The sequence below is a fragment of the Amycolatopsis arida genome (assembly GCF_900115565.1).
GTDB lineage: Bacteria > Actinomycetota > Actinomycetes > Mycobacteriales > Pseudonocardiaceae > Yuhushiella > Yuhushiella arida.
The window spans coordinates 597,452-620,564 of record NZ_FOWW01000003.1 but is presented as its reverse complement, the minus strand read 5'-3'; the positions used below and the strand labels follow the sequence as shown (position 1 = coordinate 620,564).

At 73.8% G+C, this 23,113-nt stretch carries 18 protein-coding genes; 7 read left to right on the top strand and 11 right to left on the bottom strand.

What is annotated here, in order from left to right:
• Nucleotides 1-375 precede the first annotated feature (375 nt).
• Together BM051_RS12410 and BM051_RS12405 are read right to left on the bottom strand one after the other, a co-directional pair.
• Complete coding sequence (locus tag BM051_RS12410) at nt 376-2,589, bottom strand: DUF6049 family protein (protein ID WP_244894483.1); 2,214 nt, start codon at nt 2,587-2,589, stop codon at nt 376-378.
• A 49-nt stretch (nt 2,590-2,638) separates the two neighbouring features.
• Nucleotides 2,639-3,154: an NUDIX hydrolase gene (locus BM051_RS12405; RefSeq protein WP_092530218.1), complete on the bottom strand. Its 516-nt coding sequence runs from the start codon at nt 3,152-3,154 to the stop codon at nt 2,639-2,641.
• Nucleotides 3,155-3,384: 230 nt separating this feature from the next.
• On the opposite strand from BM051_RS12405, the gene BM051_RS12400 reads away from it, so the two are divergent.
• A complete protein-coding gene (locus BM051_RS12400) occupies nt 3,385-4,875 on the top strand; it encodes a CCA tRNA nucleotidyltransferase (protein WP_424923270.1) in 1,491 nt (496 codons plus the stop codon).
• Nucleotides 4,876-4,986: 111 nt separating this feature from the next.
• Entirely contained in the window at nt 4,987-6,309 is a 1,323-nt protein-coding gene (locus tag BM051_RS12395) for a sensor histidine kinase (RefSeq protein WP_092530217.1), read from the top strand.
• Nucleotides 6,310-6,466: 157 nt separating this feature from the next.
• Here BM051_RS12395 and BM051_RS12390 read toward each other — a convergent pair whose 3' ends face one another.
• Complete coding sequence (locus tag BM051_RS12390; protein WP_092530216.1) at nt 6,467-8,395, bottom strand: TNT domain-containing protein; 1,929 nt, start codon at nt 8,393-8,395, stop codon at nt 6,467-6,469.
• A 350-nt stretch (nt 8,396-8,745) separates the two neighbouring features.
• On the opposite strand from BM051_RS12390, the gene BM051_RS12385 reads away from it, so the two are divergent.
• Nucleotides 8,746-9,318 (top strand): YqgE/AlgH family protein, encoded by a 573-nt coding sequence (locus BM051_RS12385; RefSeq protein ID WP_092530215.1) that lies wholly within the window; start codon nt 8,746-8,748, stop codon nt 9,316-9,318.
• A gap of 133 nt (nt 9,319-9,451) precedes the next feature.
• Here BM051_RS12385 and BM051_RS12380 read toward each other — a convergent pair whose 3' ends face one another.
• Complete coding sequence (locus BM051_RS12380) at nt 9,452-9,865, bottom strand: SdpI family protein (RefSeq protein ID WP_092530214.1); 414 nt, start codon at nt 9,863-9,865, stop codon at nt 9,452-9,454.
• Between the two features lie 182 nt (nt 9,866-10,047).
• Here BM051_RS12380 and BM051_RS12375 point away from each other — a divergent pair, with 182 nt between their 5' ends.
• A complete protein-coding gene (locus BM051_RS12375) occupies nt 10,048-11,220 on the top strand; it encodes an esterase-like activity of phytase family protein (RefSeq protein ID WP_092530213.1) in 1,173 nt (390 codons plus the stop codon).
• A gap of 152 nt (nt 11,221-11,372) precedes the next feature.
• The gene (gene leuS / locus BM051_RS12370) at nt 11,373-14,225 is read left to right on the top strand and encodes a leucine--tRNA ligase (protein ID WP_092530212.1); all 2,853 of its coding nucleotides are present in this window, start codon (nt 11,373-11,375) and stop codon (nt 14,223-14,225) included.
• 4 nt (nt 14,226-14,229) lie between these two features.
• Here leuS and BM051_RS12365 read toward each other — a convergent pair whose 3' ends face one another.
• Together BM051_RS12365 and BM051_RS12360 are read right to left on the bottom strand one after the other, a co-directional pair.
• Nucleotides 14,230-14,961, bottom strand: coding sequence for a TetR/AcrR family transcriptional regulator (locus BM051_RS12365; RefSeq protein ID WP_092530211.1), 732 nt, complete (start codon nt 14,959-14,961; stop codon nt 14,230-14,232).
• A gap of 45 nt (nt 14,962-15,006) precedes the next feature.
• Nucleotides 15,007-15,351: a hypothetical protein gene (locus BM051_RS12360; RefSeq protein WP_092530210.1), complete on the bottom strand. Its 345-nt coding sequence runs from the start codon at nt 15,349-15,351 to the stop codon at nt 15,007-15,009.
• Nucleotides 15,352-15,852: 501 nt separating this feature from the next.
• On the opposite strand from BM051_RS12360, the gene BM051_RS12355 reads away from it, so the two are divergent.
• Both BM051_RS12355 and ptsP read left to right on the top strand, forming a co-directional pair.
• Nucleotides 15,853-16,806, top strand: a complete 954-nt coding sequence (locus BM051_RS12355; RefSeq protein WP_092530209.1) for a ribokinase — start codon at nt 15,853-15,855, stop codon at nt 16,804-16,806.
• A gap of 3 nt (nt 16,807-16,809) precedes the next feature.
• Nucleotides 16,810-18,474: a phosphoenolpyruvate--protein phosphotransferase gene (ptsP, locus tag BM051_RS12350; RefSeq protein ID WP_092530208.1), complete on the top strand. Its 1,665-nt coding sequence runs from the start codon at nt 16,810-16,812 to the stop codon at nt 18,472-18,474.
• Here the strand turns inward: ptsP and BM051_RS12345 are convergent.
• The 5 genes from BM051_RS12345 to BM051_RS12325 form a co-directional block, all read right to left on the bottom strand.
• Nucleotides 18,431-19,399 (bottom strand): DUF1707 SHOCT-like domain-containing protein, encoded by a 969-nt coding sequence (locus tag BM051_RS12345; protein ID WP_425319715.1) that lies wholly within the window; start codon nt 19,397-19,399, stop codon nt 18,431-18,433. The genes ptsP and BM051_RS12345 overlap by 44 nt on opposite strands.
• Before the next feature lie 301 nt (nt 19,400-19,700).
• Nucleotides 19,701-19,916 (bottom strand): hypothetical protein, encoded by a 216-nt coding sequence (locus BM051_RS12340; RefSeq protein ID WP_092530207.1) that lies wholly within the window; start codon nt 19,914-19,916, stop codon nt 19,701-19,703.
• Entirely contained in the window at nt 19,913-20,569 is a 657-nt protein-coding gene (locus tag BM051_RS12335; protein ID WP_092530206.1) for a response regulator, read from the bottom strand. The genes BM051_RS12340 and BM051_RS12335 overlap by 4 nt, the downstream gene beginning before the upstream one ends.
• A gap of 54 nt (nt 20,570-20,623) precedes the next feature.
• Nucleotides 20,624-21,793, bottom strand: coding sequence for a MacS family sensor histidine kinase (gene macS / locus BM051_RS12330; protein WP_092530205.1), 1,170 nt, complete (start codon nt 21,791-21,793; stop codon nt 20,624-20,626).
• On the bottom strand, nt 21,790-22,959 hold the full coding sequence (locus BM051_RS12325) for an AI-2E family transporter (RefSeq protein ID WP_243859481.1): 1,170 nt from the start codon (nt 22,957-22,959) through the stop codon (nt 21,790-21,792). Before BM051_RS12325 ends, macS begins: the two co-directional genes overlap by 4 nt.
• Nucleotides 22,960-23,113 lie beyond the last annotated feature (154 nt).

Here is a 23,113-nt window from a genome sequence, read left to right as displayed (position 1 = left end):
GCGCGGCGCGCGACGTGGGGGGCGGGACGGCGCGGGAGGCACCGGTGGAGGGGGCTGCCCCGCGGGCGGCGGTCCGGACCGCGGCGGTTGGGCCCCGGTAGGTGGGGAACCGGCCGGTGGGGGCACCGGCCGTGCGGGGGGCGGGGCCTCGGCGGGACGCCCGGCGCGCTCGGGTCGCGAAGGCTGCGCTTCACGCTCCGGTCGCGAAGCGGGTCCTCTGTCCAAGGCGTGCCCCATCGTCGGCGGTCGTCGCGGCGTGTCCTCTCGGTCCTCGTGGCCGCGGTGCTTGCTGTCGACCCAGCGTAATCGGCTTGGCGGGGGCGGGGGGTGCGCACGGCGCGATCGCGCGGTCGGTCACACCGACCGGTTGGCCGGTCACCCGCGCTCCGGCGCGCCGCTCCTGGCGGCCCGGACCCTGCGGTAGATCCGCCGCGCGGACAGCAGCAACAGCGCGCCGCCGGCGGCGATGGTCACCACCAGCGTCACCACGCCGTACTCGGTGGAGCGGAGGTCGAAGCGCGCCGGAGTGCCCAGCTCGGTGCCGGACGGCGTGGTCAGCGACACGTAGACGTTGAACCGCCCTGCCCGCAGGGCCTCGGTGTGGATGCGCTGGTTGATCGCGCTGTCGGCCGGCACGGTGACGTCGCCGATCTCCTCGGGGCGCAGCCCGGTGCTGTTCGTCAGGGTGATGCGCACCGTCATCACCACCGGTAGCGAGCTGCTGATCGACACCGGGATCGGCGACGCGCCCGAGGCCAGCGAGTACGGCTGGCCGGGGCTGACCACCGTGACCCGCCGGCGCAGTTCGTCCACCTGCGCGCGGGCGGTGCCGACCGCCTCACCGCGCGCATGGGCCGGCCACGCCGGCAGGGATGTCGCTGTCGCCCGGATCAACCCGTTGCGCAGCGGTCGGAGCACTTCGGCCGGCTGCACCTGCGCCGTCGGGTCCACCGACATCGCGCTGCCGACGTCGGCGATCGTGGTGTTCAGCTCGGTCAACGCGCTGACGGCGTCGCCCGGCAGCTCGGCGTTGGTCTCCGGGCTGGCGTAGCCCATCGTCGCGGTCCCGGAGGCGTCGCCGGCCATCAGCTGCTGCAGCGACGTGGGCGCCAGCCGACCGGACGAGGTGAGCTGGTCGAGCGCGTCCAGTAGCGTGGCCAGCTCGGCGGTGGGGGCGCTCCACCGGTGTGGCGGCGCGATCAGCACCGGGTCGCCGCCCCGCCGCTGGTCGAGCCCGCCCCGGAAGGCCAGCACCGCCACCGCGTTCTGCACGGCCACATCCGGCTCGTCGGCCGGGGTCAACGCCACCGGGTCGCGGGGCGCGCCCGCGGCCCGCCCGGCGAGCGAGCGGGCGACCAGGGTGTCGTACGGCACCGCGCGCACCGCGGAGGCGGCGAGCTCGACCGTGCCGGTGGCCTTGGTGTTCGCCTGCAGCCGGGCCGCGTCGGTGATCACCGTGACGACGCCGGCCTCGCTGACCTTCGCCAGCGTCGCCTCGTCCAGCGTGCCGGTCGGCCAGAGCACGCCCTCCTGCGGCTGCATGTTCAGCACCCGCTGCACAGTGGGCGCGCCGCCGACCGCGGTGGCGGTGAGGCCGGCGAACCCGGGATCCGTCGCCGGGATCCGGGACAGCGCGGTGAGGTCGGCGTCGGCGAACGGAATCTGGACGACGCACCGGCCCTTCACCAGTTGCCGCAGCGACTCCAACCACCGCGCCGCGGTGGCGGCCCCGCGGCCCTCGACGTCGCCGGTGGGGGTGCGCACCAGGTAGCCGCGGGTCATGGCCTCGACGGTCTCCAGCAGGTCCGGGTCGACCGCGAAGCACAGCGAACCGAAGATCCTGCTGTCGTCCCTGGCGCCCTCGGCGGCCGCGACCAGCGCGTCGAGCCGGCCGCCGGGCGCGAGGTCGGCGGCCAGCTGGTCGTCGGAGAGTACGACCGGCGCGTTGTAGGGGGCGGACACCACCCGGGGTCGGGTGTCGGCGATCGGCCAGAGCATCGCCACCGGGGTGGGTTGCTCCGGCCGCGGCTCCGCGCCGCCGCCGGGGACACCGGGGATCCCGAGCACCGGGACGAGCATGGTCAGCGCCGCCAGTCGGGCCGGCCCGCCATAGTCCGGCGTGCCGTTGACGTTGATCAACAGCGGGTACACCCCCGCCGCGGCGACCCGCAGCCCGTCCTGTGCGCCGTTGTTGACCGGCACGGTGAGCGTCAGCGGGGCGCTCTGCCCCGGCTCCAGCGCGGGGGCCACCTCGACGAACCGGGTCATCGCCGCGTCGGCGGGGGGCACCTCGGCCATCGTCTCGGCCAGCCGGCGGTCGCTGGTCTGCCGCTCGCCCAGCTGCAGCCGCGCCTTGAGGTCGGTGATCCTCCGGTCGCCGACGTTGGCGACGGTGCCGATGACGGTGATCCGCTCGGTGTCCGCGGTGATCATCCGCGGGGTCATCCTGTCGATGTCCATCCGCAACCGGTTCGGCGTGCCGGGAAGCTGCTGCGCGGAGGCGCCGGCGGCGAACAGCGCCTGTGCCGCCACGAACAGCAGCGCCAGTGCCAGCGCGGCCAGGCTGGACATCGATCGGGGGGAGATCACCGCACCCGCCCCGCCCTTCGGCGCGTCGGTGCCGTCCGGTACACCGGCCTCACTCGGCCACTTCCTCGATCTCCGCCGCGAACAGCTCGCGGGCCCTGCGCACGAGCTTGCGCTCGTCGGCGTACGCGAGCCGCTCCTCCAGCTCGGCCAACGGCACCCAGGCCACCTCGGTCACCTCGACGTCCTCGTCGGACAGCTCGCCGCCCCACGCCTCCAGCAGGAAGTGGTGCACGGTCTTGTGCACCCTGCGGCGCTCGGCGACGAACCAGTAGTCGATCGTGCCGAGGGGCTGCAGCACGTGCGCGGAAATCCCGGTCTCCTCCTTCACCTCGCGCACCGCGGTCTGCTCGGTGGTCTCGCCGTCCTCGATGTGTCCCTTGGGCAGTGACCACAGCAGCCGGCCCTGCCGGTCCAGCCTGCCGATCAGCACCGCGCTGGTGCGCTCGGGGTCCACCACGAGGCCGCCGGCCGACGTCTCGTCGACCGTGGTCAGCCTCCTCCTGCGCCGGCGCCGGGACCGGCGTCCCGGCTTGGCGCCACCGGAGCGACCGGCCGATCCAGACATGCTGCGATGCTAGAGCAAACGGCCACGCCGGTACGCTGGCTTCTCGTGTCCGTGTTGATCAGCCCGTGTAGTAAGTACACCCCGTCCCCGGTGGGTTTCCCGTGAACGAGCGCAGCGAAGGCGACATTCCCGCCCGCCGCGGCAATGGCTCGAACGGCTCGAACGGCGCGAGCAGCTCGGGCGGTTCGAGCGGATCGGGAACCGAGGAGCGGGCTCGGCGGGCGCAGCGGATCGCGGTGGCGGAGCTGATGCGGGTCGCGCCGGTGGCCGACGAGCTGGCCGCCCGGTTCACCGCCGCCGGGCACCAGCTCTACCTGGTCGGCGGCAGCGTGCGCGACGCGTTGCTGGGCCGGCTGGTGACCGCGGAGCCCGGCGCGGCCGGCGAGCGTGGCGAGCAGGGCGAGGGCAAGCCGGTCGCCGACCTGGACTTCACTACCGACGCCCGGCCGGAGCAGGTGCAGGGGCTGCTGGCGAATTGGGCGGACGCGGTGTGGGACGTCGGGATCGCGTTCGGCACGGTGGGCGCGACCAAGGGCGGCATCCAGTTGGAGATCACCACGTTCCGCGCCGATTCCTACGACCGGGTGAGCCGCAATCCCGAGGTGACCTTCGGCGACACGATCGAGGGTGACCTCGTCCGCCGCGACTTCACCGCCAACGCGATGGCCATCGACCTGTCGACCAAGCGGTTCATCGACCCGTTCGACGGGCTGCGCGCGGTGGCCGACCGCGTGCTGGACACCCCGGCCACCCCGCAGGAGTCGTTCGCCGACGACCCGCTGCGGATGCTGCGCGCCGCCCGGTTCGCCGCACAGTTGGAGTTCCGGCCCGCGCCGCGGGTGGTGGCGGCGATGACCGAGATGGCCGGCGAGATCCGGCGGATCACCGCGGAGCGGGTGCAGGCCGAGCTGACCAAGCTGATGCTGGGCGTGCGGCCGAGGGCCGGCATCGAGCTGATGGTGCGCACCGGTCTGGCCGACCACGTGCTGCCCGAGGTGCCCGGCATGCGGCTGGCGATCGACGAGCACCACCAGCACAAGGACGTCTACGAGCACTCGTTGACCGTGCTGGAGCAGGCGATCGACCTGGAGACCCGGCACGAGCCGACCTCCGGTCCCGACCTGGTGCTGCGGCTGGCGGCGCTGCTGCACGACATCGGCAAGCCGGCCACCCGGCGGTTCGAGAAGGGCGGCGGGGTGAGCTTCCACCACCACGAGGTGGTGGGTGCCAAGATGACCCGCAAGCGTTTGCGCGCGCTGAAGTACAGCAAGGACGTGGTGGAGCAGGTGGCCCAGCTGGTGTTCCTGCACCTGCGCTTCCACGGCTACGGCAAGGGAGAGTGGACCGACTCGGCCGTGCGCCGGTACGTCACCGACGCCGGCGACCTGCTGCCCCGGCTGCACAAGCTGGTCCGCGCCGACTGCACCACCCGCAACCGGCGCAAGGCGATCGCGCTGCGGCGCAACTACGACGACCTGGAGGCCAGGATCGCCAGGATCGCCGCGGAGGAGGACCTCGCCAGGGTGCGCCCCGACCTCAACGGCGAGCAGATCATGGAGCTGCTCGGGCTGGAACCGGGCCCGCTGGTCGGCAAGGCGTGGAAGCACCTGAAGGAGCTGCGGTTGGACCGCGGCCCGCTGGGATACGACGAGGCGGTGGCCGAGCTGCGCAAGTGGGCGGCCGAGCAGGGCATCACGCCGCCGGACGAGTCCGGGGACTGACCTGGCCGTCCGGGTCGGGGCCTTCGGCTCCTGCTCGGCTCCTGGCCGGGCTTTGGTCGAGTTCGCCGTGAACGCTGGGTCCTGCCGCGTCGCTGACGGATACTCGCGTCCATGTCCGCGCATCCCGGGCCCCACTTCCTGTTCACGTTGCTGCGTGGCGGCGCGCCGGCGGTCGCCACCGCGCCGGCCGAGCTGGGCGACACCGAGGGCACCGGCGGCAGGGACGACCCTGACGGTGACGCGAACGCCCTGCGCGCGCTGCGCCGCATCCAGCGGGTGGAAGGCCCGGCCACGCGGGACGACCTGCTGCTGCGCGCCGCCCGGTTCGTGGCGCTGATCCCGCTGGCCTACCGGATCCTCGCGGTGCCGGGCGCGGTCCTCGCGTTCCTCTCCACCGGGCCACGGGCGGGCGTCGCGGTGGTGCTGGCGGTCGCCGGCTGCTCGGTGCTGCTCAGCGGCTACGGGGTGGGCTGGCTGCTGCGGGCCCGGTTCCGCGGGCGCACCGCCGCCCGGTTGCTGGGCCTGGACGTCGTCTTCGCCGTGCTGGCGCACCTCGCGGTGGCGGCGGCGGTGCCCCCGGCCGGGCTGCCCGCGGCCGCCGTTGTGCCCGGCAAGCACCTGCTCGGCGCGATCGCGCTGCTCACGCTCGTGCTCGGAGTGGGATACGGGGCCACGCTGGTGCTGGTCACGCTGCCGCTGCGGGTCGCCATGGAGTGGGTGAGCGTCGGCCGACTCGACCCCGCCGCCGCGGTGGACGGGCTCGGCACCACCGTTGGCGTGCTGGTCACCGCCACCGGCGCGCTGCTGCTGGCCGGGCTCGGCACCAGGCTGGCGCTCGCCCACGGCATCACCAGGGGCCGTCAGGTCGAGCGGGCGGCCCAGCACCGCCGGCTGCACGACACAGTGCTGCAGACGCTCGAGGCGATGCCGTTGCAGACCGACATCGAGAAGCTGCACCGGATGGCGCGGACCCAGGCCACCGAGCTACGGGCGGCGATCGAGGCGGACTCCACCGGTAGCGCCCGCCCGCTCAGCGAGAAGCTGACCGCGCTCGCCGCGGAGATGGCCCGGCACGGGCTGCGCACCCAGCTCGTGATCGCCGACCTGACCGGTGGGACAAGAGAGACAGGAGAGACAGGAGAGACACTGCCGGAGGCGCGCCAGGCGGCGGTGCGGGACGCCGTGCGGGAGGCGCTGCGCAACACCATCAAGCACGCGGGCACGGACGAGGTGCTGGTGCGGGTGGAGGAGCGAGACGGCGGGATCGCCACGATCATCCGCGACCACGGCACCGGTTTCAACCCGGCACGGCGCCCCGCGGGCTACGGCATCAGCGAGTCGATCGTCGGCCGGCTGGCCGAGGTCGGGGGCAGCGCGACCGTCGAGTCCGCACCCGGCAGCGGCACCCGCGTCACCCTCTGGGTCCCCCGCTGACCGGACGCGCCACCAAGGCTCCCTTGATGGCGCCGACCCGTCTCCCCCACCACCCGAACGCCAGACGCCGCGCGTCACGGTGCTTGCTCGACGCTCCCCTACCGGGCGGGCTCCGCCATCGCCGCGCAGCGGGGCCCGACGGTGGCCTTGGTGGCGGTCAGGTGAGGCGTTCCACCGCACCGGTCTCGATGTGGTGGCCGACCGCCCTGGGGAGCAGGTAGGCCACCGCGCCGCCAGGCATGCCGCCCCACGGCAGGGTGATGCCGGTGAGCACGCGCAGCGGCCGCCGCACCCGGTATCCGTGCCGGTCGAGCTCCCGGGCCTGGGACAGCGACGTCTCGGCGAACCGGGTCCCCTCGGGGTGGGCGAGGTTGCCCGCCTCGGTGCCGAACCGGACCAGTGCCGTGCCGGGCGGCAGGGTCACCATCCGCTTGCCGCGGTAGAGGGTGAGCGGCGGCTCCCCGCGCAGCGGCAACACCGGCCAGTCGGTGGCATGCGCGGCCGGCTCGGCGGTCTCGGCCTCCTCCGGTGGCGCGGCCCGTCCCGGGTAGAGCAGCAGGGTGCCCAGCAACGCGCGGGCGGCCGGCTCGATTCGCGGAAAGTGCTGCGCGTCGACGAGCGCGCCGTCCATCGTGCGGCCCACCTCCCAGCCCCGCTCGGTCCGGCGCAGCGACCAGGCCCCCTCGGCCGCCGCACCGATCCGGTAGGCGCTCTCCGGGACACCGTGCTCGGCGAGCCGGCGGCGCAGGGTGGCCAGCACGTCGGCGGCCCGCAGGTTCGCGGGCGGCTCGCCGCCCCGCTCGATCACCGGCTGCGCGCCGGTCTCCGGCAGGTCGGCCGGCGACTGCGGCGGGTGTGGCCGGCCGAGGATCTCCGCCTCGGCGGTGGCGCGCAGGGTGGCGTCGACGTACGGCGGTCGGTGCTGGTTGGCCCGGATGTGCTCGAGCAGCTCCGGCTCCGGCGGCAGCCCGTACCTGCGCAGGTAGTGCGGTACCGCGGCGGGCCAGATCCAGGTGCCGTCGGTGTGGAAGGCGTCCGGTACGTCCGGCGGGTTCGCCGGGGCGAAGATGTCCGGCAGGGTGCCCGGCCGGGTCAACGCGATCGGCGCCCGGTACAGGTAGCCGAGCACCGCCCGAACCTCGTCCGGCGGCAGCGGCTGCCGGTTCACCACCGGTGGTTCACCGTCGGTGTGCGCGTCGACGACGCGGGCCTGGCGCAGCATCACGTCCAGCGGCAGCCCGGCGCGGGCGGCCAGCCAGCGCGGCACCTGCTTGCGGTCGCGGGGGTAGTGCTCCAGCTCCGCGTCGTACGCGCGCGGGCCGGCCCGGCCGTCCGCGCCGGGTGGGAGCCGCCAGTGCGGTTCGGACTCGGTGTCGAAGTCGAAGTCGAAGTTGGCCGACGAGTCGAGCGTGTACGTGCCCTGGAACCAGGTGCCGGTGCTCGGCTGGTACATCGCGGCGCGCAGCCGGCCGAAGAGCTGACCGAGCTCGGGCGGCGCGGGCAGCGACACGACGGCGTCGTCGGCCACGGCCCGCACCTCGAGCTCCGCGTAGTCACCGACCTGGCGGAACTGGGCGGCCACCCGCTGCCACCCGCTGGGCAGCGTGCCGACCATCGTCCGCCCGATCGCGCGCAGCAGGGCACGGGTGTCGCCCTCGCCGGGCTCCGGCCGCGGCGCGGCGGCCGGGGCGAGGTCGTGCCGCTCCTGCCAGAGGGCGGTGATGCTCTCCGGGTCGGACGTCGTGGTGGTGAGGTCGGTGAGGCCGAGCTGGCGGGCCACGGCCTCGTCCTGGCCGGTCCAGTTCAGCGTCAGCACGCCCTCGGTGGACCGCGGGGCGATCCGGAACACCTCGTCGTCGAAGAGGCACAGGGTGTGCAGGCTGAACAGTGAGGTGACGGCGCTCTCCGGGACCACCTTCGCGGGGCTGCCGGCCACCTCGGTGTCGAACTCCTCGGGTGCGTCGCCGGCCGGCGCGGTGAGCAGGACCGTGCCGTCGGCGGTGGACCGCTGCGCGCGGCACACCCGGCCGTTCCAGACCGCGTACAGGGCGTCCGGGCGGTCGGCCACCTCGACTCGGTACCGCACGCGTGTCTCCCCCTTCGTCCCCGGAACTTGACGGAAACCAAACCTACCGTGCCGCTGGTCGCCGACGGACCGGAAGCACCGGCGAGGGTCGGTCGCCCGCCGGCACATCAACAGGTGACGGGAGGGCGCGGGCAGATACACCCGATCGGACGAGCGCGAGAAACGCGCGAAGTGTGTTGGCCGGCGCACTTGGTCGCCTCTCGGCGGCATGGCGCAGTGTGGCTCCAGCCGAACGGTATTCCACAAAGGCATTTCTCTAGTGGGCCCGGGGGACACGGAGTGCGCCGGCCAACCTGTGCAACGGGTGAGGGGCGGCGGATGTTCCCGAGGCGCGGTGGGATCATGGGTGAGTGCGAGCGGACGCCGAGGTTGAGCCGGGAACACTGCTGGTCGCTGCCCCCACGATGTTCGACCCCAACTTCCGCCGAACAGTGGTGTTCGTGATCGACCACCGCGAGGAGGGCACCCTCGGTGTCGTGCTGAACCGGCCGAGCGACGTGCCGGTGGGCGACGTGCTGCCGAACTGGGGGCCGCACGTGGTGGAGCCGCAGGCGGTGTTCGTCGGCGGGCCGGTGGAGAAGAAGACCGCGCTGTGCCTCGCCGCGCTGCGCACCGGGGAGCGCGCCGCGGACGTGCCCGGGGTCATCGCCGTGCGCGGCCCGGTGGCGCTGGTCGACCTGGACGCCGACCCCGACCTGCTGGAGTCGAAGGTGCGCGGGATGCGCGTGTTCGCCGGCTACGCCGGCTGGGACGCGGGGCAACTGGCCGGCGAGATCGAGCGCGGCGACTGGCTCATCGTGCCCGCGCTCCCCAGCGACGTGCTGGCCACCCCGAAACGCGACCTGTGGGGCCAGGTGCTCCGCCGCCAGGGCGTGCCCACCGCCCTGCTGGCCACCCACCCCGGAGACCTGCAACGCAACTGAGTCATTGCGGGGGGCGACCCCCGCAAAACCCCACGGTGCGAGCTCCGCACCATGGGCGAGCGCTGGTGACGTCGGTCGTGAACCAGCGCGGTGCCGGGAGTGCCCCGCCTGCCTAGGCGCTGCACCAAGCGGATCAGCCGCGGGCCGCCGCCCCGGCACCGCAGCCGCCGGAGGAGCAGGCGCAGCCGCCGCACGCCGACGACGGAGCCGGCTCCGGGACGGCCAGCGCGGCCTGGTGACCGAGGAGCCCACCACCGGCGACCAGTGCCAACATCCCGACCAGACCCACCGCGACCGCGATGACCAGCCCGACCGTGTCGGGCATCAGCAGCCCGGCCAGCCCACCGAGGATGCCGATGCCGCCGGCGGCCATCGTGGGCAGGCCGGCGACCTTGTTCGCCACCCGGAACGCCTCGTCACCGCGCAGGGTGGCGGCGGTTCGTACGCCGGCGCCGCGGTCCCGGGGCAGCCGCTCCCGCCAGCCGAGATAACCGCCCCAACCGACGAGGACGCCGAGCAGGACGGGGAGGAGCGCGAGCACGAACACGTGGCCAGGATAGCCGGCCGGCCGGCGCCGACCCGACCCGGAAGTAGCAAGGGCGACCCGCCGCCACTCGGCGGGCGGGAGTGGACCGGTGGGCGGGAGTGGGCCAACAGTGACCCGCCGGAAACCCGGGCGTCACCCTGGTGCGCTGTGCTGCGCCCATGTCCCGCCCAGCGCCCCGCCCCATGTCCCGTCCGAGGCCCCGCTCCCTGTGTCGAACCCGGCACCGTCTCCTGCCGTCCGTGCTGGCCGCCGTGCTCGCGATCGGTCTGCTCCCGGCCGCGCCCGCCGTGGCCGACCCCGCACAGGGCGTCCGGCTGATCGGCGTCCGGACCCTGCCGCACGGCCTCGACTTCGCCGGCACCACCGTCGGGGGACTGTCCGGCATCGACCGCGACCCGCGCACCGGCGAGTACGTCCTCGTCTCCGACGACCGCTCGCGGCACCAGCCGGCGCGCTTCTACACCGCCCGCATCGACGTGACCGCCGACGCGCTCGGGCCGGTCGAGCTCACCGGCACCTCCCCGCTCACCCGCCCCGACGGCACGCCCTACCCGCCGCTGTCGGTGGACCCCGAGGACCTGCGGGTGGACCCGTGGACAGGGCGGTACTACTGGTCGCAGGAGGGCGAGCGGACCGCGGAGGTCCTCGCCCATCCCTCGGTGCGCGAGGCCACCCGCACGGGCGGTTACGTGTGGGACCTGCCCATCCCGGCGACCAACCGGATGACGCCGGATGCCGGCCCTCGGCGCAACCTCGGACCGGAGGGGTTGACCTTCGCGGCGTTCGGCACGTTGGTGGTGAGCGCGCTGGAGGGACCGCTGCTGCAGGACGGGCCGGAGGCCACCACCGAGCGCGGCGCGCTGTCCCGGGTCACCGTGCAGGGTCGGTCCGGCCCGGTGCTCGCCCAGTTCGCGTACCCGATGGAGCCGCTGTTCGCCGCGCCCGTGCCGCCCGACGGATTCGCCACCACCGGTGTCTCGGCGATCCTCGCCGCGCACCCCGCCGACCCGACCCGCTTCCTGGTGCTGGAGCGGTCGTTCGTCACCGGCGCCGGCAACCGCGTGCGGATCTTCCTGGCCGACACGGCGGGCGCGACGAACGTGCTCGGGATGCGCGCGCTCACCGACGACGTCCGACCGATGCGCAAGCGGCTGCTGGTCGACCTCGCCGACCTGCCACTGGACACCGACAACATCGAGGGCATGACGTGGGGACCGCGGCCGCGGTCCGGGGAGCGGACGCTCCTGCTGGTCAGTGACGACAACTTCGCGCCGACCCAGGTGACCCAGGTCGTGGCGCTGGCCGTGGCGAAAGCGGCAGTGCCGAGAACGGCTGGGACGCGGCGGCTACCATGAGTGGGATGAACGCGGTCGGCCTGCTCCTTACCCGGCCGCGCTGACCCACCACCGGTCAGCGCGGCGACCCCTCACGCCCTCGGGCATGGGGGGTCGTTGCCGTTCAGGGCACGGACGGAAGCGACGGAGCGGGCGAACACGGAGGATCGGCGATGAGCGAGACAACCGAAGGCACTCCCGCGTACCGGTACGACGCGGAGTTGGCCGGGCAGATCGAGCTGCGCTGGCAGGCACACTGGGCCGACCACGGCACGTACCACGCGCCGAACCCCGTTGGCGCGCTCGCCGCCACGGACGAGCGGATCCCCTCGGACAAGCTGTTCGTGCAGGACATGTTCCCGTACCCCTCCGGGGCGGGCCTGCACGTCGGGCATCCGCTGGGCTTCATCGGCACCGACGTCTTCGCCCGCTACCACCGGATGACCGGTCGCAACGTGCTGCACACCATGGGATTCGACGCGTTCGGCCTGCCCGCCGAGCAGTACGCCGTGCAGACCGGCACCCACCCACGGACCACGACCGAGGCCAACATCCAGCGGTATCTGAGCCAGATCCGCCGGCTGGGGCTGGGCCACGACGAGCGGCGCCGGATCGCCACCACCGACGTCGACTACTACCGCTGGACCCAGTGGATCTTCCTGCAGATCTTCAACTCCTACTACGACGAGAAGCTGGACAAGGCCCGGCCGATCGCCGAGCTGGAGAAGGAGTACGCACAGGGCAGGCGCGCCACCCCGGACGGCCGCGGCTGGTGCGAGCTGACCCGCGTGGAGCAGCGCAGGATCATCGACTCGCACCGACTGGTCTACATCTCCGAGGCCCCGGTGAACTGGGCCCCCGGCCTGGGCACCGTGGTGGCCAACGAGGAGGTGACCCCGGACGGTCGCACCGAGCGCGGCAACTTCCCGGTGTTCCGCCGCAACCTGCGGCAGTGGATGATGCGGATCACCGCCTACGCCGACCGGCTGCTGGACGACCTGGACCTGCTGGACTGGCCGGAGCAGATCAAGTCGATGCAGCGCAACTGGATCGGCCGCTCCTACGGCGCGCTGGTCCGGTTCGCGTGCGGCGACGAGACGGTGGAGGTGTTCACCACCCGCCCGGACACCCTGTTCGGCAACGTCGGCGTGGTGCTGGCGCCGGAACACCCGTTGGTGGACAGGTTGACCGCGCCGGAGTGGCCCGCCGATGTCGACGAGCGCTGGAAGGGCGGAGCCGCCACCCCGGCCGAAGCCGTCGCCGCCTACCGCAGGGCCACCGCGCAGAAGTCCGAGCTGGACCGCCAGGAGGCCCGGAAGAAGACGGGGGTGTTCACGGGCACGTACGCCACGAACCCTGTCAACGGCGCGCGGGTTCCGGTGTTCGTCGCGGACTACGTGCTGATGGGCTACGGCACCGGCGCGATCGGGATCGCGCCGGGTGAGGATCAGCGCGACTGGGACTTCGCGACCGAGTACGGGCTGCCGATCGTGCGGACCGTGCGGCCGGACGACGGCTTCGACGGCGAGGCCTTCACCGGCGACGGACCGTCCGTCAACTCGAGCCGGGACGACGGGTTCAGCCTGGACGGGATGTACATCGCCGAGGCCAAGAAGACGATCACCGAGTGGCTGGAGGAGCACGGCAAAGGCCACGGCACCGTGCAGTACAAGCTGCGCGACTGGCTGTTCGCCCGGCAGCGTTACTGGGGCGAGCCGTTCCCGATCGTCTACGACGAGGACGGCCTGCCGATCCCGCTGCCCGAGGACCAGCTGCCGGTCGAGCTGCCCGAGGTCGACGACTACTCGCCGCGGACGTTCGACCCCGAGGACGCCGACGCCGAGCCGTCGCCGCCGCTGTCGAAGGCCACCGACTGGGTCGAGGTGACGCTGGACCTGGGGGACGGGCCGAAGAAGTACCGCAGGGACACCAACGTGATGCCGCAGTGGGCGGGGTCGTGCTGGTACCAGCTGCGCTACGTCGACCCGGAGAACGGCGAGCGGTTCGTCGACCCGGAGAACGAGCGGTACTGGATGGGCCCGCGGCCGGCCGAGCACGGCGCGAACGACCCCGGTGGCATCGACCTGTACGTCGGCGGGGTGGAGCACGCCGTGCTGCACCTGCTGTACTCGCGGTTCTGGCACAAGGTGCTGTACGACCTGGGCCACGTCTCGTCGAAGGAGCCCTACCGCCGACTGTTCAACCAGGGCTACATCCAGGCCTACGCCTACACCGACGCGCGCGGCGTCTACGTGCCGGTCGAGGAGGTCGAGGAGCGGGACGGGAAGTTCTACCACCGCGGCGAGGAGGTGAAGCAGGAGTACGGGAAGATGGGCAAGAGCCTGAAGAACGTCGTCACCCCGGACGAGATGGCCGCCAACTACGGGGCCGACACGTTCCGGTTCTACGAGATGGCGATGGGCCCGCTGGAGGTCTCCCGGCCGTGGGCCACCAAGGACGTCGTGGGTGCGCACCGCTTCCTGCAGCGCGTGTGGCGGCTGGTGGTGGACGAGCGGAGCGGTGAGCCCAGGGTGTCCGACGCCGAGCCCACCGACGCCGACCTGCGCCTGCTGCACCGGACCATCGCCGGGGTTCGCGAGGACTTCGCCAACCTGCGGTTCAACACGGCCGGCGCGAAGCTGATCGAGCTGAACAACCACCTCACCAAGACCTACGGCGCGGCGGCGGCGACCCCCCGGGCGCTGGCCGAGCCGCTGGTGCTGATGCTGGCACCGCTGTGCCCGCACGTCGCCGAGGAGCTGTGGCAGCGGCTGGGCCACCCGACGTCGCTGGCGCACGGGCCGTTCCCGGTGCCCGACGAGCGATACCTGGTCGAGGAGACCGTGGAGTACCCGATCCAGGTCAACGGCAAGGTGCGGTCGCGGATGACGGTGCCGGCCGAGGCCGACACCGACGCGGTGCGCTCGGCGGCGCTGGCCGACGAGAAGATCGCCGCGCTGCTGGACGGCGCCGAGCCGCGGAAGGTGATCGTGGTGCCCGGCCGCCTGGTGAACGTCGTGAAGTGAGGCGTCAGGAGAGCCGCAGTCCGATCTCCCTGGCCAGGTCGGCCAGCAGGGCGTCGAACAGCGCGTCCGGCTTGGTCACCGGGATGGGGTAGTTACCGAACACCTCGAGCGTGACGTGCCCGTAGAGCCGGGCCCAGAACTGGATCATCAGGTACGTCGTGCCGAGGTCGAGCCGGTCCGCCGGCACGGTCGGGCCGGACCGGTTCACCATGGCCAGCAGCTCGTCCCGATAGGCGGCGAGGTCCTCGCGCAGCTCGGCGGGCACCACGTCCTCGCCGGGCATCATCAGCTCGTGTTTCGCCAGCACCTCGCCGGCCGCGGCGAGGAAGATCCGGCCGAACGGCTCGGTCACCCGCTTCAGCGTTGCCACGCTGCCCTCGGCGGAGCCGACGCCGCCGGTCGGGGAGGCGAACACCAGGGTGAACTCCTGGGTGTGGGTGAGTGCCCATCGGCGGAAGCCCCTGCAGATCGCGAACAGCTGCACCGGGCCGTCGTCGCGCAGCTCGGCCAGCTCGGCGCCGAGGTCGGAGATCACGTCGAGCCGGAGCTGCTCGATCAGGTCGTCGCGGGAGGCGTAGTACCGGTACAGCGCGGGTGCGGTGATGCCCAGCTCGCGGGCGATGGCGCGCAGGGTCACCGCTTCGGGGCCGCGCTCGACGAGCAGGCTCCGCGCGGTGCGCCGGATGTCCTGCTCGGTCGCGGTGCGCTCCCTGGCCCTGCGGCTGGTCTTCTCCATGCCGGCAACCCCTGTCCTGCCTGCCGTCCCCGGACCAGGCGCAGTCTAGGTGGTCGGCCGGGCCAGCACGCGGGACAGCGGGCGGAGCAGGCCCAGCGCGGCGAGCACCAGCGCCAGCCCGATCAGGGCGTGCACCAGCCACGCCCCGGCGAGCGTCGGGCCACCCCACGACTCGGCGTGGTCGGTGTCGGCGTTCCAGAACAGGCCGTAGGTGGCCACCCGGGCGACCAGGTACCAGACCAGCAGGGACAGCAGGAAGACCGGCACGCTCACCAGGAGCCGGAGCGGCCGGCGGCGGCCGCGGGCCACCGCGGTGACGGGCGCGGCCAGGCCGCGCCACGCCCGCGCCCAGTCGGCGCGACCGAGCGGGATCGGTGGGAACTTCGACATGCCCCAACGCTAGGAGCTCGCCGCCCACGCGGGTATCGGGACAGTGCCGGATCCTGGGCTCGGGGACCACACCTACGGGACCCTGCTTTCGGAACCGTGCCTTCGGAACCCTGCCTCGGGTCGCGCTCTCGGTTCGCGACCTCGGCGGGGACACCCCGCCGAGCGGGACGGGCGCCGCCGGCACCGATCACTCGGGGGGCTACGTGACCGATGCCGGCGACCCGATGCTCGACCGGTGGTCCGGGGACCTGGGCCGAACAACACCGGCGCGCGAACGCACCGGCGTGACTGGAAGAGCCCTCCTGCCCTTCGACGTGACGGCTCCGTTCCGGATCCACCCCGATCGAGTGAACCTCGGCGCGGGGCCGGCGGTTCCCGGGCAGGCTCCCCTGATTGTCGCATCGAAGCGGCGGAAAGTTACAAAGTTCTTCACATACGCATACACACAGCGCCGAGGACACCACCGGACGTGCGCATTTCCGCTCGTGGCAGGGTGGAGCCATGACTGCTGAGGTGCTGGTGGTCGGCTCGGCGAACGCCGACCTCGTCGTCGCCGCCGACCGTCGACCCGGTGGTGGGGAGACCGTGCTCGGCGGTGACACCAGGGTGCTGCCCGGCGGCAAGGGCGCGAACACGGCGGTGGCCGCCGCGCGGCTGGGGGCCGACGTCGCACTGGTCGGTGCCGTCGGTGACGACCCGCACGGTCGGCTGCTGCTCGACTCGCTGCGCTCCGCCGGGGTGCGCACGGAGCTGGTGCGCACGGTGGACCGGCCAACCGGAGCCGCCTACATCACCGTGACGCCCGACGGGGAGAACTCGATCCTGGTCTCCCCCGGCGCGAACGCCGCGCTGCGGCCGGCCGACATCGACCCGGCCGGGGCGAAGGTGGTGGCGGTGTCGATGGAAGTCCCGCTGCCGACGGTCGAGCACGCGGTCACGGCGGCCGCCGCGGCCGGTGCGCGCGTGGTCCTCAACCTGTCCCCGGTGACCGAGCTGGCTGTGACAACCCTGACCACCCCGACCACCCTGGCGGGGGTGGACTTGCTGCTGGTCAACGAGCACGAGGCCGCCCTGCTGCTCGGGGCGGAGGATCCCGCGAATATCGATCCCGCCGGGTTGCTCGACCGTGGCCCCCGGTCCGCCGTGGTGACGCTCGGCGCCCGCGGCGCGCTCCTGGTCACCGAGGACGGGCCGCTCGAGGTGCCGGCGCCGCGGGTGGAGGCCGTGGACACCACCGGTGCCGGCGACGCCTTCGCCGGCGCGCTCGCCACGGCGCTCGCCACGGCCCTCGACACCGGGACCGAGCAGGACCACGTCGTCGAGTTGCGCCGGGCCATCGAGTGGGCCGCTCGGGTGGCGGCGCTCTCGGTGACCCGCTCCGGCGCGCAGCCGTCCTACCCGACCGCCGACGAGGTGGCCCGGTGGTCACCGCCCGACACGGGAGCTATGGTCTAGACCATGTCGAACAGGCAGCTGTCCGGAGTCGCCGTGAGCCCCGGCAGGGCGAGCGGTCCCGTGGTCCGTGTCGCCGAACCGCTCGGGGAGCCCGCCAGCGGCCCACCCCCGACCGAGCCGGAGGCCGAGGCCGCCCGCATCGCCCCCGCCGCGCGGGTCGTCGCCGACCGGCTCGAGCAGCTCGCCGGGAAGGCCACCGGTGAGGCCGCGGCGATCCTGCAGACCACCGCGGCGATGGCCGCCGACCCGGCGCTGGTCGCCGAGGCCGAGCGGCTGGTCACCGCCGAGCGGCTGCCCGCGGCGCGCGCCGTGTACGAGGCGGCGGCCGGCTTCGCGCAGCAGCTCGTCGCCGCCGGCGGCTACCTGGCGGAGCGGGTGCGTGACGTGGAGGACGTCCGCGACCGGCTGGTCGCCGAGTTGCGGGGGATGGCCCCGCCCGGCGTGCCCGAGCTGGGCCGGCCGAGCGTGCTGGTCGCCCGTGACCTCGCACCGGCCGACACCGCCGGTCTCGACCCGGCCAAGGTGCTCGCCCTCGTCACCGAGGAGGGCGGCCCGACCAGCCACACCGCCATCCTGGCCCGCTCGCTGGGCATCCCGGCGGTCGTCGCGGTGCGCGGGCTGCTGGCGCTCGGCGCCCCGGCGCTCGTGGTCGACGGCGACACGGGCATGGTCGAGGTGGCCGACCCGGACGCCCCGGTGGTGGCCCCGCGGGCGCGCGCGGCGGTGGAGTGGTCCGGCGAGGGCGTCACGGCCGACGGCCACGGGGTGAAGGTGCTCGGCAACGTCGGCGCGCCGTCGGACGCACACGCGGCCGTCGACGCCGGGGCCGAGGGGGTGGGCCTGTTCCGCACCGAGTTCTGCTATCTCGACGCGGCCACCGAGCCTTCCGTCGAGCGGCAGCGGGCGGCCTACGCGGAGGTGCTGGCCCCGTTCCGCGGCAAGCCGGTGATCGTGCGGACCCTGGACGCGGGCGCCGACAAGCCGCTGGCGTTCCTCGCGCCGGAGCCCGAGCCGAATCCCGCGCTCGGCGTGCGGGGCCTACGGGTCGCCGTGGACCGGCCGGACGTGCTGGACCGACAGCTCGCCGCCATCGCCGGCGCCGCCGCCGACTCGGGCGCCGAGGTGTCGGTGATGGCGCCGATGGTGGCCACCGCCGAGGAGGCGGCCTGGTTCGCCGAGCGGGTGCGCGCGGCGAGGCTGGAGCGGTCCGGGGTGATGATCGAGGTGCCCGCGGCCGCGCTGGCCGCGCGGGAGATCCTGGCCGCCGTCGACTTCGTCTCGATCGGTACCAACGACCTGGCGCAGTACACGTTCGCCGCCGACCGGCAGGTCGGCGCGGTCGCGGCGCTGAACGACCCGTGGCAGCCGGCGTTGTTGCGGCTGGTGGCGATGGTCGGCGAGGCGGCGCGGGCCGCCGGCAAGCCGGCCGGGGTGTGCGGCGAGGCGGCGGCCGACCCTCGGCTGGCCGTGGTGCTCACCGGGCTGGGGATCAGCAGCCTGTCGATGAACGCGGCCGCGGTGCGCGCCGTGGGTGCCGCGTTGGCCGCCGTGACCTACGACGACTGCGTCCGCGCGGCACGGGCGGCGGTGGACGCGCCCGACCCGGCGGCCGCACGGGCGGCGGTCAGCAACATCCGTGCTGACCGAACAGGCCCCGCCGGTTCCTGATGGTCACGGTGCCGCCCTGGACGCGGCCGGTGAGCACGAAGCGCGGGGTGCCGGCCCTGCCGTTGGTGCCGGTCTTGTCGTCGAGCGTGGACCACTTGAGCTCGCCGACGCCGTTGGTGTCGACCACCCCTGACGGCGGGACCACGATGCTCACCGAGCCCCACTTGACGTCCAGCTCGAGGTGCACCACCGGGCTGGTCAGCTCGGCCTCGGAGAAGTCCAGCTTGGTCTGGCCGTACTTGTTACGGACGAGCAGCTCGGCGGGCACCACCCAGCGGCCCTGCCGGGCGATCGTGGAGCCCTTGCCCTGCAGCACCATCCGCTCTCCCGACCCCACCGGAGAGGGCGCCGCCGAGTAACCCGGCGTCGGTGCCGGCGCGTCGGCGTGCACCAGGCCCGGCAGGTCGATCAGCACCGTGTTCAGCTCGCCGCGGGTGCGGGCGGCCAGCGCGACGTCGGTGCGCTCGGTGAACTCGTCGAGGTCGAGCAGCCCGCGGCCGATCGCCTTCTGCAGCAGCCCGATGACGTGTTCCCGCTCGCGGTCGGAGACCCGCAGGTTGCGTTGTCGCCGCACCTCCGGATCCATCGGTTCGGCGCTCGCCGCGGTCTCGGCAGGTGCGGGCTCGGCGGACGTGGACATGGTCGGCGCCGGATCGGCGTTCCCGGCGGCGTCCGGCTCGTCGGGTTCCGCCGACTCCGCCGACTCCGGTGACTCCGGCGACTCCGGCGACTCGGTGGTCGGGGAGCCGGGTGGTGCCGGCGTTCCGGCCTCGGCCGGCGCGGAGCCGGCCACCGGGACCTCCACCGGTGCGGCCGTCCGCGCCGGCGGGACTTCCGCCGAAGGCACTTCCGCCGGCGCCTGCTCGACCGGCCGCTCCTCCGGTGCCTCGACCGGGGACTGCTCGCCGCGCTGTTGCTCGCTCACGGGCCGAGCGTACGACCGCCGGAGTTGTCCCGAATCCGGGAGATTCCCGGACCGGACCCGGAACCGGGTGCCAGGGGCGGTCCCACCGCCAGTCGAGTGCCGTGCACAACTGCAGGCGCACCGAGAGCGGCTCCGGATGCTCCGCGCCCGGCACCCGCGCGTAGCCGGCGAGCAGCGGCCCAGCAGCCGCACGACCTCCTCCCGGTCGCCGGACTCGCCGACGAGCCGGGCGTGCACCGCTCACTGCGCGCCCGTCCGGCCCGGTCACCTCGCCGGCGACCTCCGAGCGGCGATGCCGCGGCTACACCGAGAGGCCGCCGGCGTGCACCGCCGCCGGTCCGCCGGCGCCGGGCGCGACCACCAACGTGTCGGCGAGCATGTCCAGCTCCCCCGGACGCGGCGTCCGCGACTCGACGCGCGCCCCGCCGGAAGGTCCCGGAGCGGCCGGTCGCGGCGAGGCGAGCTCCTCGACGTCCCGGCCGGCGAACACCCTGATCCGGGCACTCGCCCCGGTCACTTGTCCAGCCCGTGCTCGATCGCGTAGCGGGCCAGCTCGACCCGGTTGTGCAGCTGCAGCTTCCGCAGGGTGGACTGCACGTGGTTCTCCACGGTCCGGTGCGAGATCACCAGCCGCTCGGCGATCTGCCGCGCGGTGAGTCCCTTCGCCACCAGGCGCAGCACCTCCGTCTCCCGCTCGGTGAGCCGGGGCGGCTCGCCCTCGTCCGGTGCGTCGGCCATCCGCCGGTACTCGCCCAGCACCAGCCCGGCCAGCCCGGGGGTGAACACCGGGTCGCCCGCGGCGGTGCGCCGGACCGCGTCGACCAGCTCCTGTGCCGAGGCCGACTTCACCAGGTACCCCGACGCGCCCGCCTTGACAGCCTCCAGCACGTCGTTGTGCTCCCCGCTGGCCGAGAGCACGAGCACCCGGGTGTTCGGCAGGTCCGCCGTGATCGACCGGGTGGCCGCCACCCCCGAGCCGCCGGTCTCGCCGAGGTTGAGGTCCATCAGCACGACGTCCGGCCGCACCGCGCGGGCGATGCGCACGGCGGCCGCGCCGTCGGGCGCGGTGGCGCGTACGTCGAAGCCGTTCTCGGCGAGGTCGCGGGCCACGCCGTCCCGCCAGATCGGATGGTCGTCGACGACCATCACCGAGATCGGGGTCTCGGTCATCGCGCTGCCCTCCTCGTCTCGCCCCGGCCTCGTCCGCCGGCCACCGGTCCCCGTTCAGTCGCGGCGCGGGAAACGGCCGTTCCGCGCGCCCACCCCGCGTTTCGACACCCGCATCTCCCACTCGGTTCCCGCGCCCGGCGCGGTCTCCAGGGAGATGGTGCCACCCAGCGCGGCGACCCTGCCCCGAATCGACTTCGTCACCCCCAGATGGCCCTGTTCCGCGGCGTCGGCGAGGCGGCCATCGGGGATGCCGGGGCCGTCGTCCCGCACGGTCACCACCACCTCGTCGCCGAGGTCCTCGAGCAGCACCCATGCCCGCGCGTCGGGCCCGGCGTGTTGCTCGACGTTGGTCAGTGCCTCCCGCACGGCCGCGGCCAGCTCGGTGACCACGTGCGCCGGCAGCCGCACCTCGCCGGCGGGGCTGGACACCTGCACCCGGGACGTGGCCTGCACCTGCAGCGCGGCGCGCAGGTCGGCGGTGTCGCCGCTGCTGGTTCCCGCCGGCTCGGTGCTGACCAGCGACCGCAGCGCGATCTCCTGCTCGCCGGCCAACCGGGCGAGCTCGGCGGCCTCCCCGCCGATCTCCGCGCCGCGCCGGCGCACCCGGGCCAGCACCTGCAGGACGCTGTCGTGAATCGAGCGGGCCAGCCGCTCCCGTTCCGCGGTGGCCGCCTCGGTGCGCATGGCCTGCGCCAGCGCGGCCTGGGATCGACGCGCGGTGGTGGCGGTCAGCCCGATCAGCAGGCCGCTCGCGGTGAGCAGCACGCCGTCCCGTGCCACGTCGAGGTCCACGCCCTGGCGGGCGAACCCGGTGGCCACCGCGACCACCAGCCCGGCCAGCACCCCGCCCACGGCACCGAACCGCACTCCGGCCGCGATCGGCGCCACCGCGGCCCAGACGGTGGTGATCAGCGGGTGGAAGGCGGCGTACTGCGCCGGCGACAGCACCCACGGCGAGGTGAGCATCAGCGCGCAGGTCACCACGACGTCGGCGACCACCAGCCCGGCCCAGCGCAGCCCCTGCCGGGCGTAGAGGAGCGAGGTGACCACGGTCCACCCGGCCATGACGCCGATCACCGTCCAGGCCAGCCACGGGCGCGCGTAGCCGGTGGCGTGGCCGGCGACGGTGCCGGCGGCGAAGACGAGCGTGACGATCCGCAGCGCGATGGTTCCCCACCACAGCGGCGTCGCCGGGTCGCGCCGGAGCGGGTCCACGCCCGTCATGCCTTGTCGGCCGGCGCGTCGCCGACGGCGTCCTCCGGGGCAGCAGTATCCGGGGTGTCCGGGGCGTCCCCGGCCGACTCGGCGTTGGGCCGCGCGTCCTGGTCCCGCAGGACGTCCACTTCGGACGGGTCGGGATCCCGCTCGTTCACCAGCGAGCGGATCCCGGCGTTGAGGACGGCCAGCAGGGGCACGGAGAGCAACGCGCCGGCGATCCCGGCCGCGACGAGGCCGGCGGCGATGGCCAGCACCACCGCGAGCGGGTGCAGTTGCACCGCCCTGCCGAGCAGCAGCGGCTGCAGCACATGACTCTCCAGTTGCTGCACGCCGATCACGATGGCGAGGACGATCAGCGCGGTGATGAAACCGTTGGTGACCAGCGCGACCAGCACCGCGACCGCGCCGGCGATCACGGCACCGATGATCGGCACGAACGCGCCGAGGAACACCAGCGTGGCCAGCGGCACCACCAGCGGCACACCGACGATCCACAGGCCGACGCCGATGCCGACCGCGTCCACCACCGCCACCAGCGCGGTGGCCCGGACGTAGCTGACCAGCGAGGCGAACCCGCGCCGCCCGGCGACGTCGACCCGGTCGCGCACCTGGCGCGGAGCGCCGCGCACCAGGAACGCCCAGATCAGCTCACCTCCGGAGAGGAAGAAGATCAGGATGAACAGCACCAGCGCGAAGCCGGTGAGGACCGAGCCCACGGTGCCCGCGGTGGTGATCGCGGTGTCGGTGAGCGCGGCCTGGTTCTCCTGCAGCACGTTGATCGTCTGGTCGATGAAGTCCTGGATCTGGTCGTGCCGCAGGTGCAGCGGTCCGTTGACCAGCCAGTCCCTGATCTGCACCAGGCTTTCGTTGAGTTGCTGGGTCAGCGCGGGCAGGCCGGCGGTGAACTGCACGATCACGAACGTGAGCAGCCCGCCCACCACGCCGAGCCCGGCGACGAGGACGATCCCGGTGGCCAGACTGCGGGGCAGCCGCACTCGCACCAGCCGCTGCACGGCCGGCGCCATCAGCGCGGTCAGCAGCAGCGCGATCGACAGCGGGATGACCAGCATGGACAGGTATCCGACGAGCCAGATGACGACGTACAGGGCGGCGACGACCACCAGGAACCGCCAGGCGAGCGCGGCGCTGATGCGCAGCCCCCTCGGGATCAGCCCGGCGACATCCGTTGAGGTGCCTGGGTTCTCGGTGCCGCCCGGTGCGGTTCCACGCGGTCCGGCGGCGCGGCCCGACGTCTCGCGATCGCTCACGGCCACACCGTAGCGGGCCAGGCCGACATGGGCGGCGCGGATCCGAGCCAGGGCACCG

What these genes read in the sequence shown, in the direction of transcription:
- BM051_RS12405 (WP_092530218.1), bottom strand. Translation starts at nt 3,154, where the DNA reads ATGTCTGGATCGGCCGGTCGCTCCGGTGGCGCCAAGCCGGGACGCCGG.
- BM051_RS12395 (WP_092530217.1), top strand. Translation starts at nt 4,987, where the DNA reads ATGTCCGCGCATCCCGGGCCCCACTTCCTGTTCACGTTGCTGCGTGGC.
- BM051_RS12375 (WP_092530213.1), top strand. Translation starts at nt 10,048, where the DNA reads ATGTCCCGTCCGAGGCCCCGCTCCCTGTGTCGAACCCGGCACCGTCTC.
- leuS (WP_092530212.1), top strand. Translation starts at nt 11,373, where the DNA reads ATGAGCGAGACAACCGAAGGCACTCCCGCGTACCGGTACGACGCGGAG.
- BM051_RS12365 (WP_092530211.1), bottom strand. Translation starts at nt 14,961, where the DNA reads ATGGAGAAGACCAGCCGCAGGGCCAGGGAGCGCACCGCGACCGAGCAG.
- BM051_RS12360 (WP_092530210.1), bottom strand. Translation starts at nt 15,351, where the DNA reads ATGTCGAAGTTCCCACCGATCCCGCTCGGTCGCGCCGACTGGGCGCGG.
- BM051_RS12355 (WP_092530209.1), top strand. Translation starts at nt 15,853, where the DNA reads ATGACTGCTGAGGTGCTGGTGGTCGGCTCGGCGAACGCCGACCTCGTC.
- ptsP (WP_092530208.1), top strand. Translation starts at nt 16,810, where the DNA reads ATGTCGAACAGGCAGCTGTCCGGAGTCGCCGTGAGCCCCGGCAGGGCG.
- BM051_RS12335 (WP_092530206.1), bottom strand. Translation starts at nt 20,569, where the DNA reads ATGACCGAGACCCCGATCTCGGTGATGGTCGTCGACGACCATCCGATC.
- macS (WP_092530205.1), bottom strand. Translation starts at nt 21,793, where the DNA reads ATGACGGGCGTGGACCCGCTCCGGCGCGACCCGGCGACGCCGCTGTGG.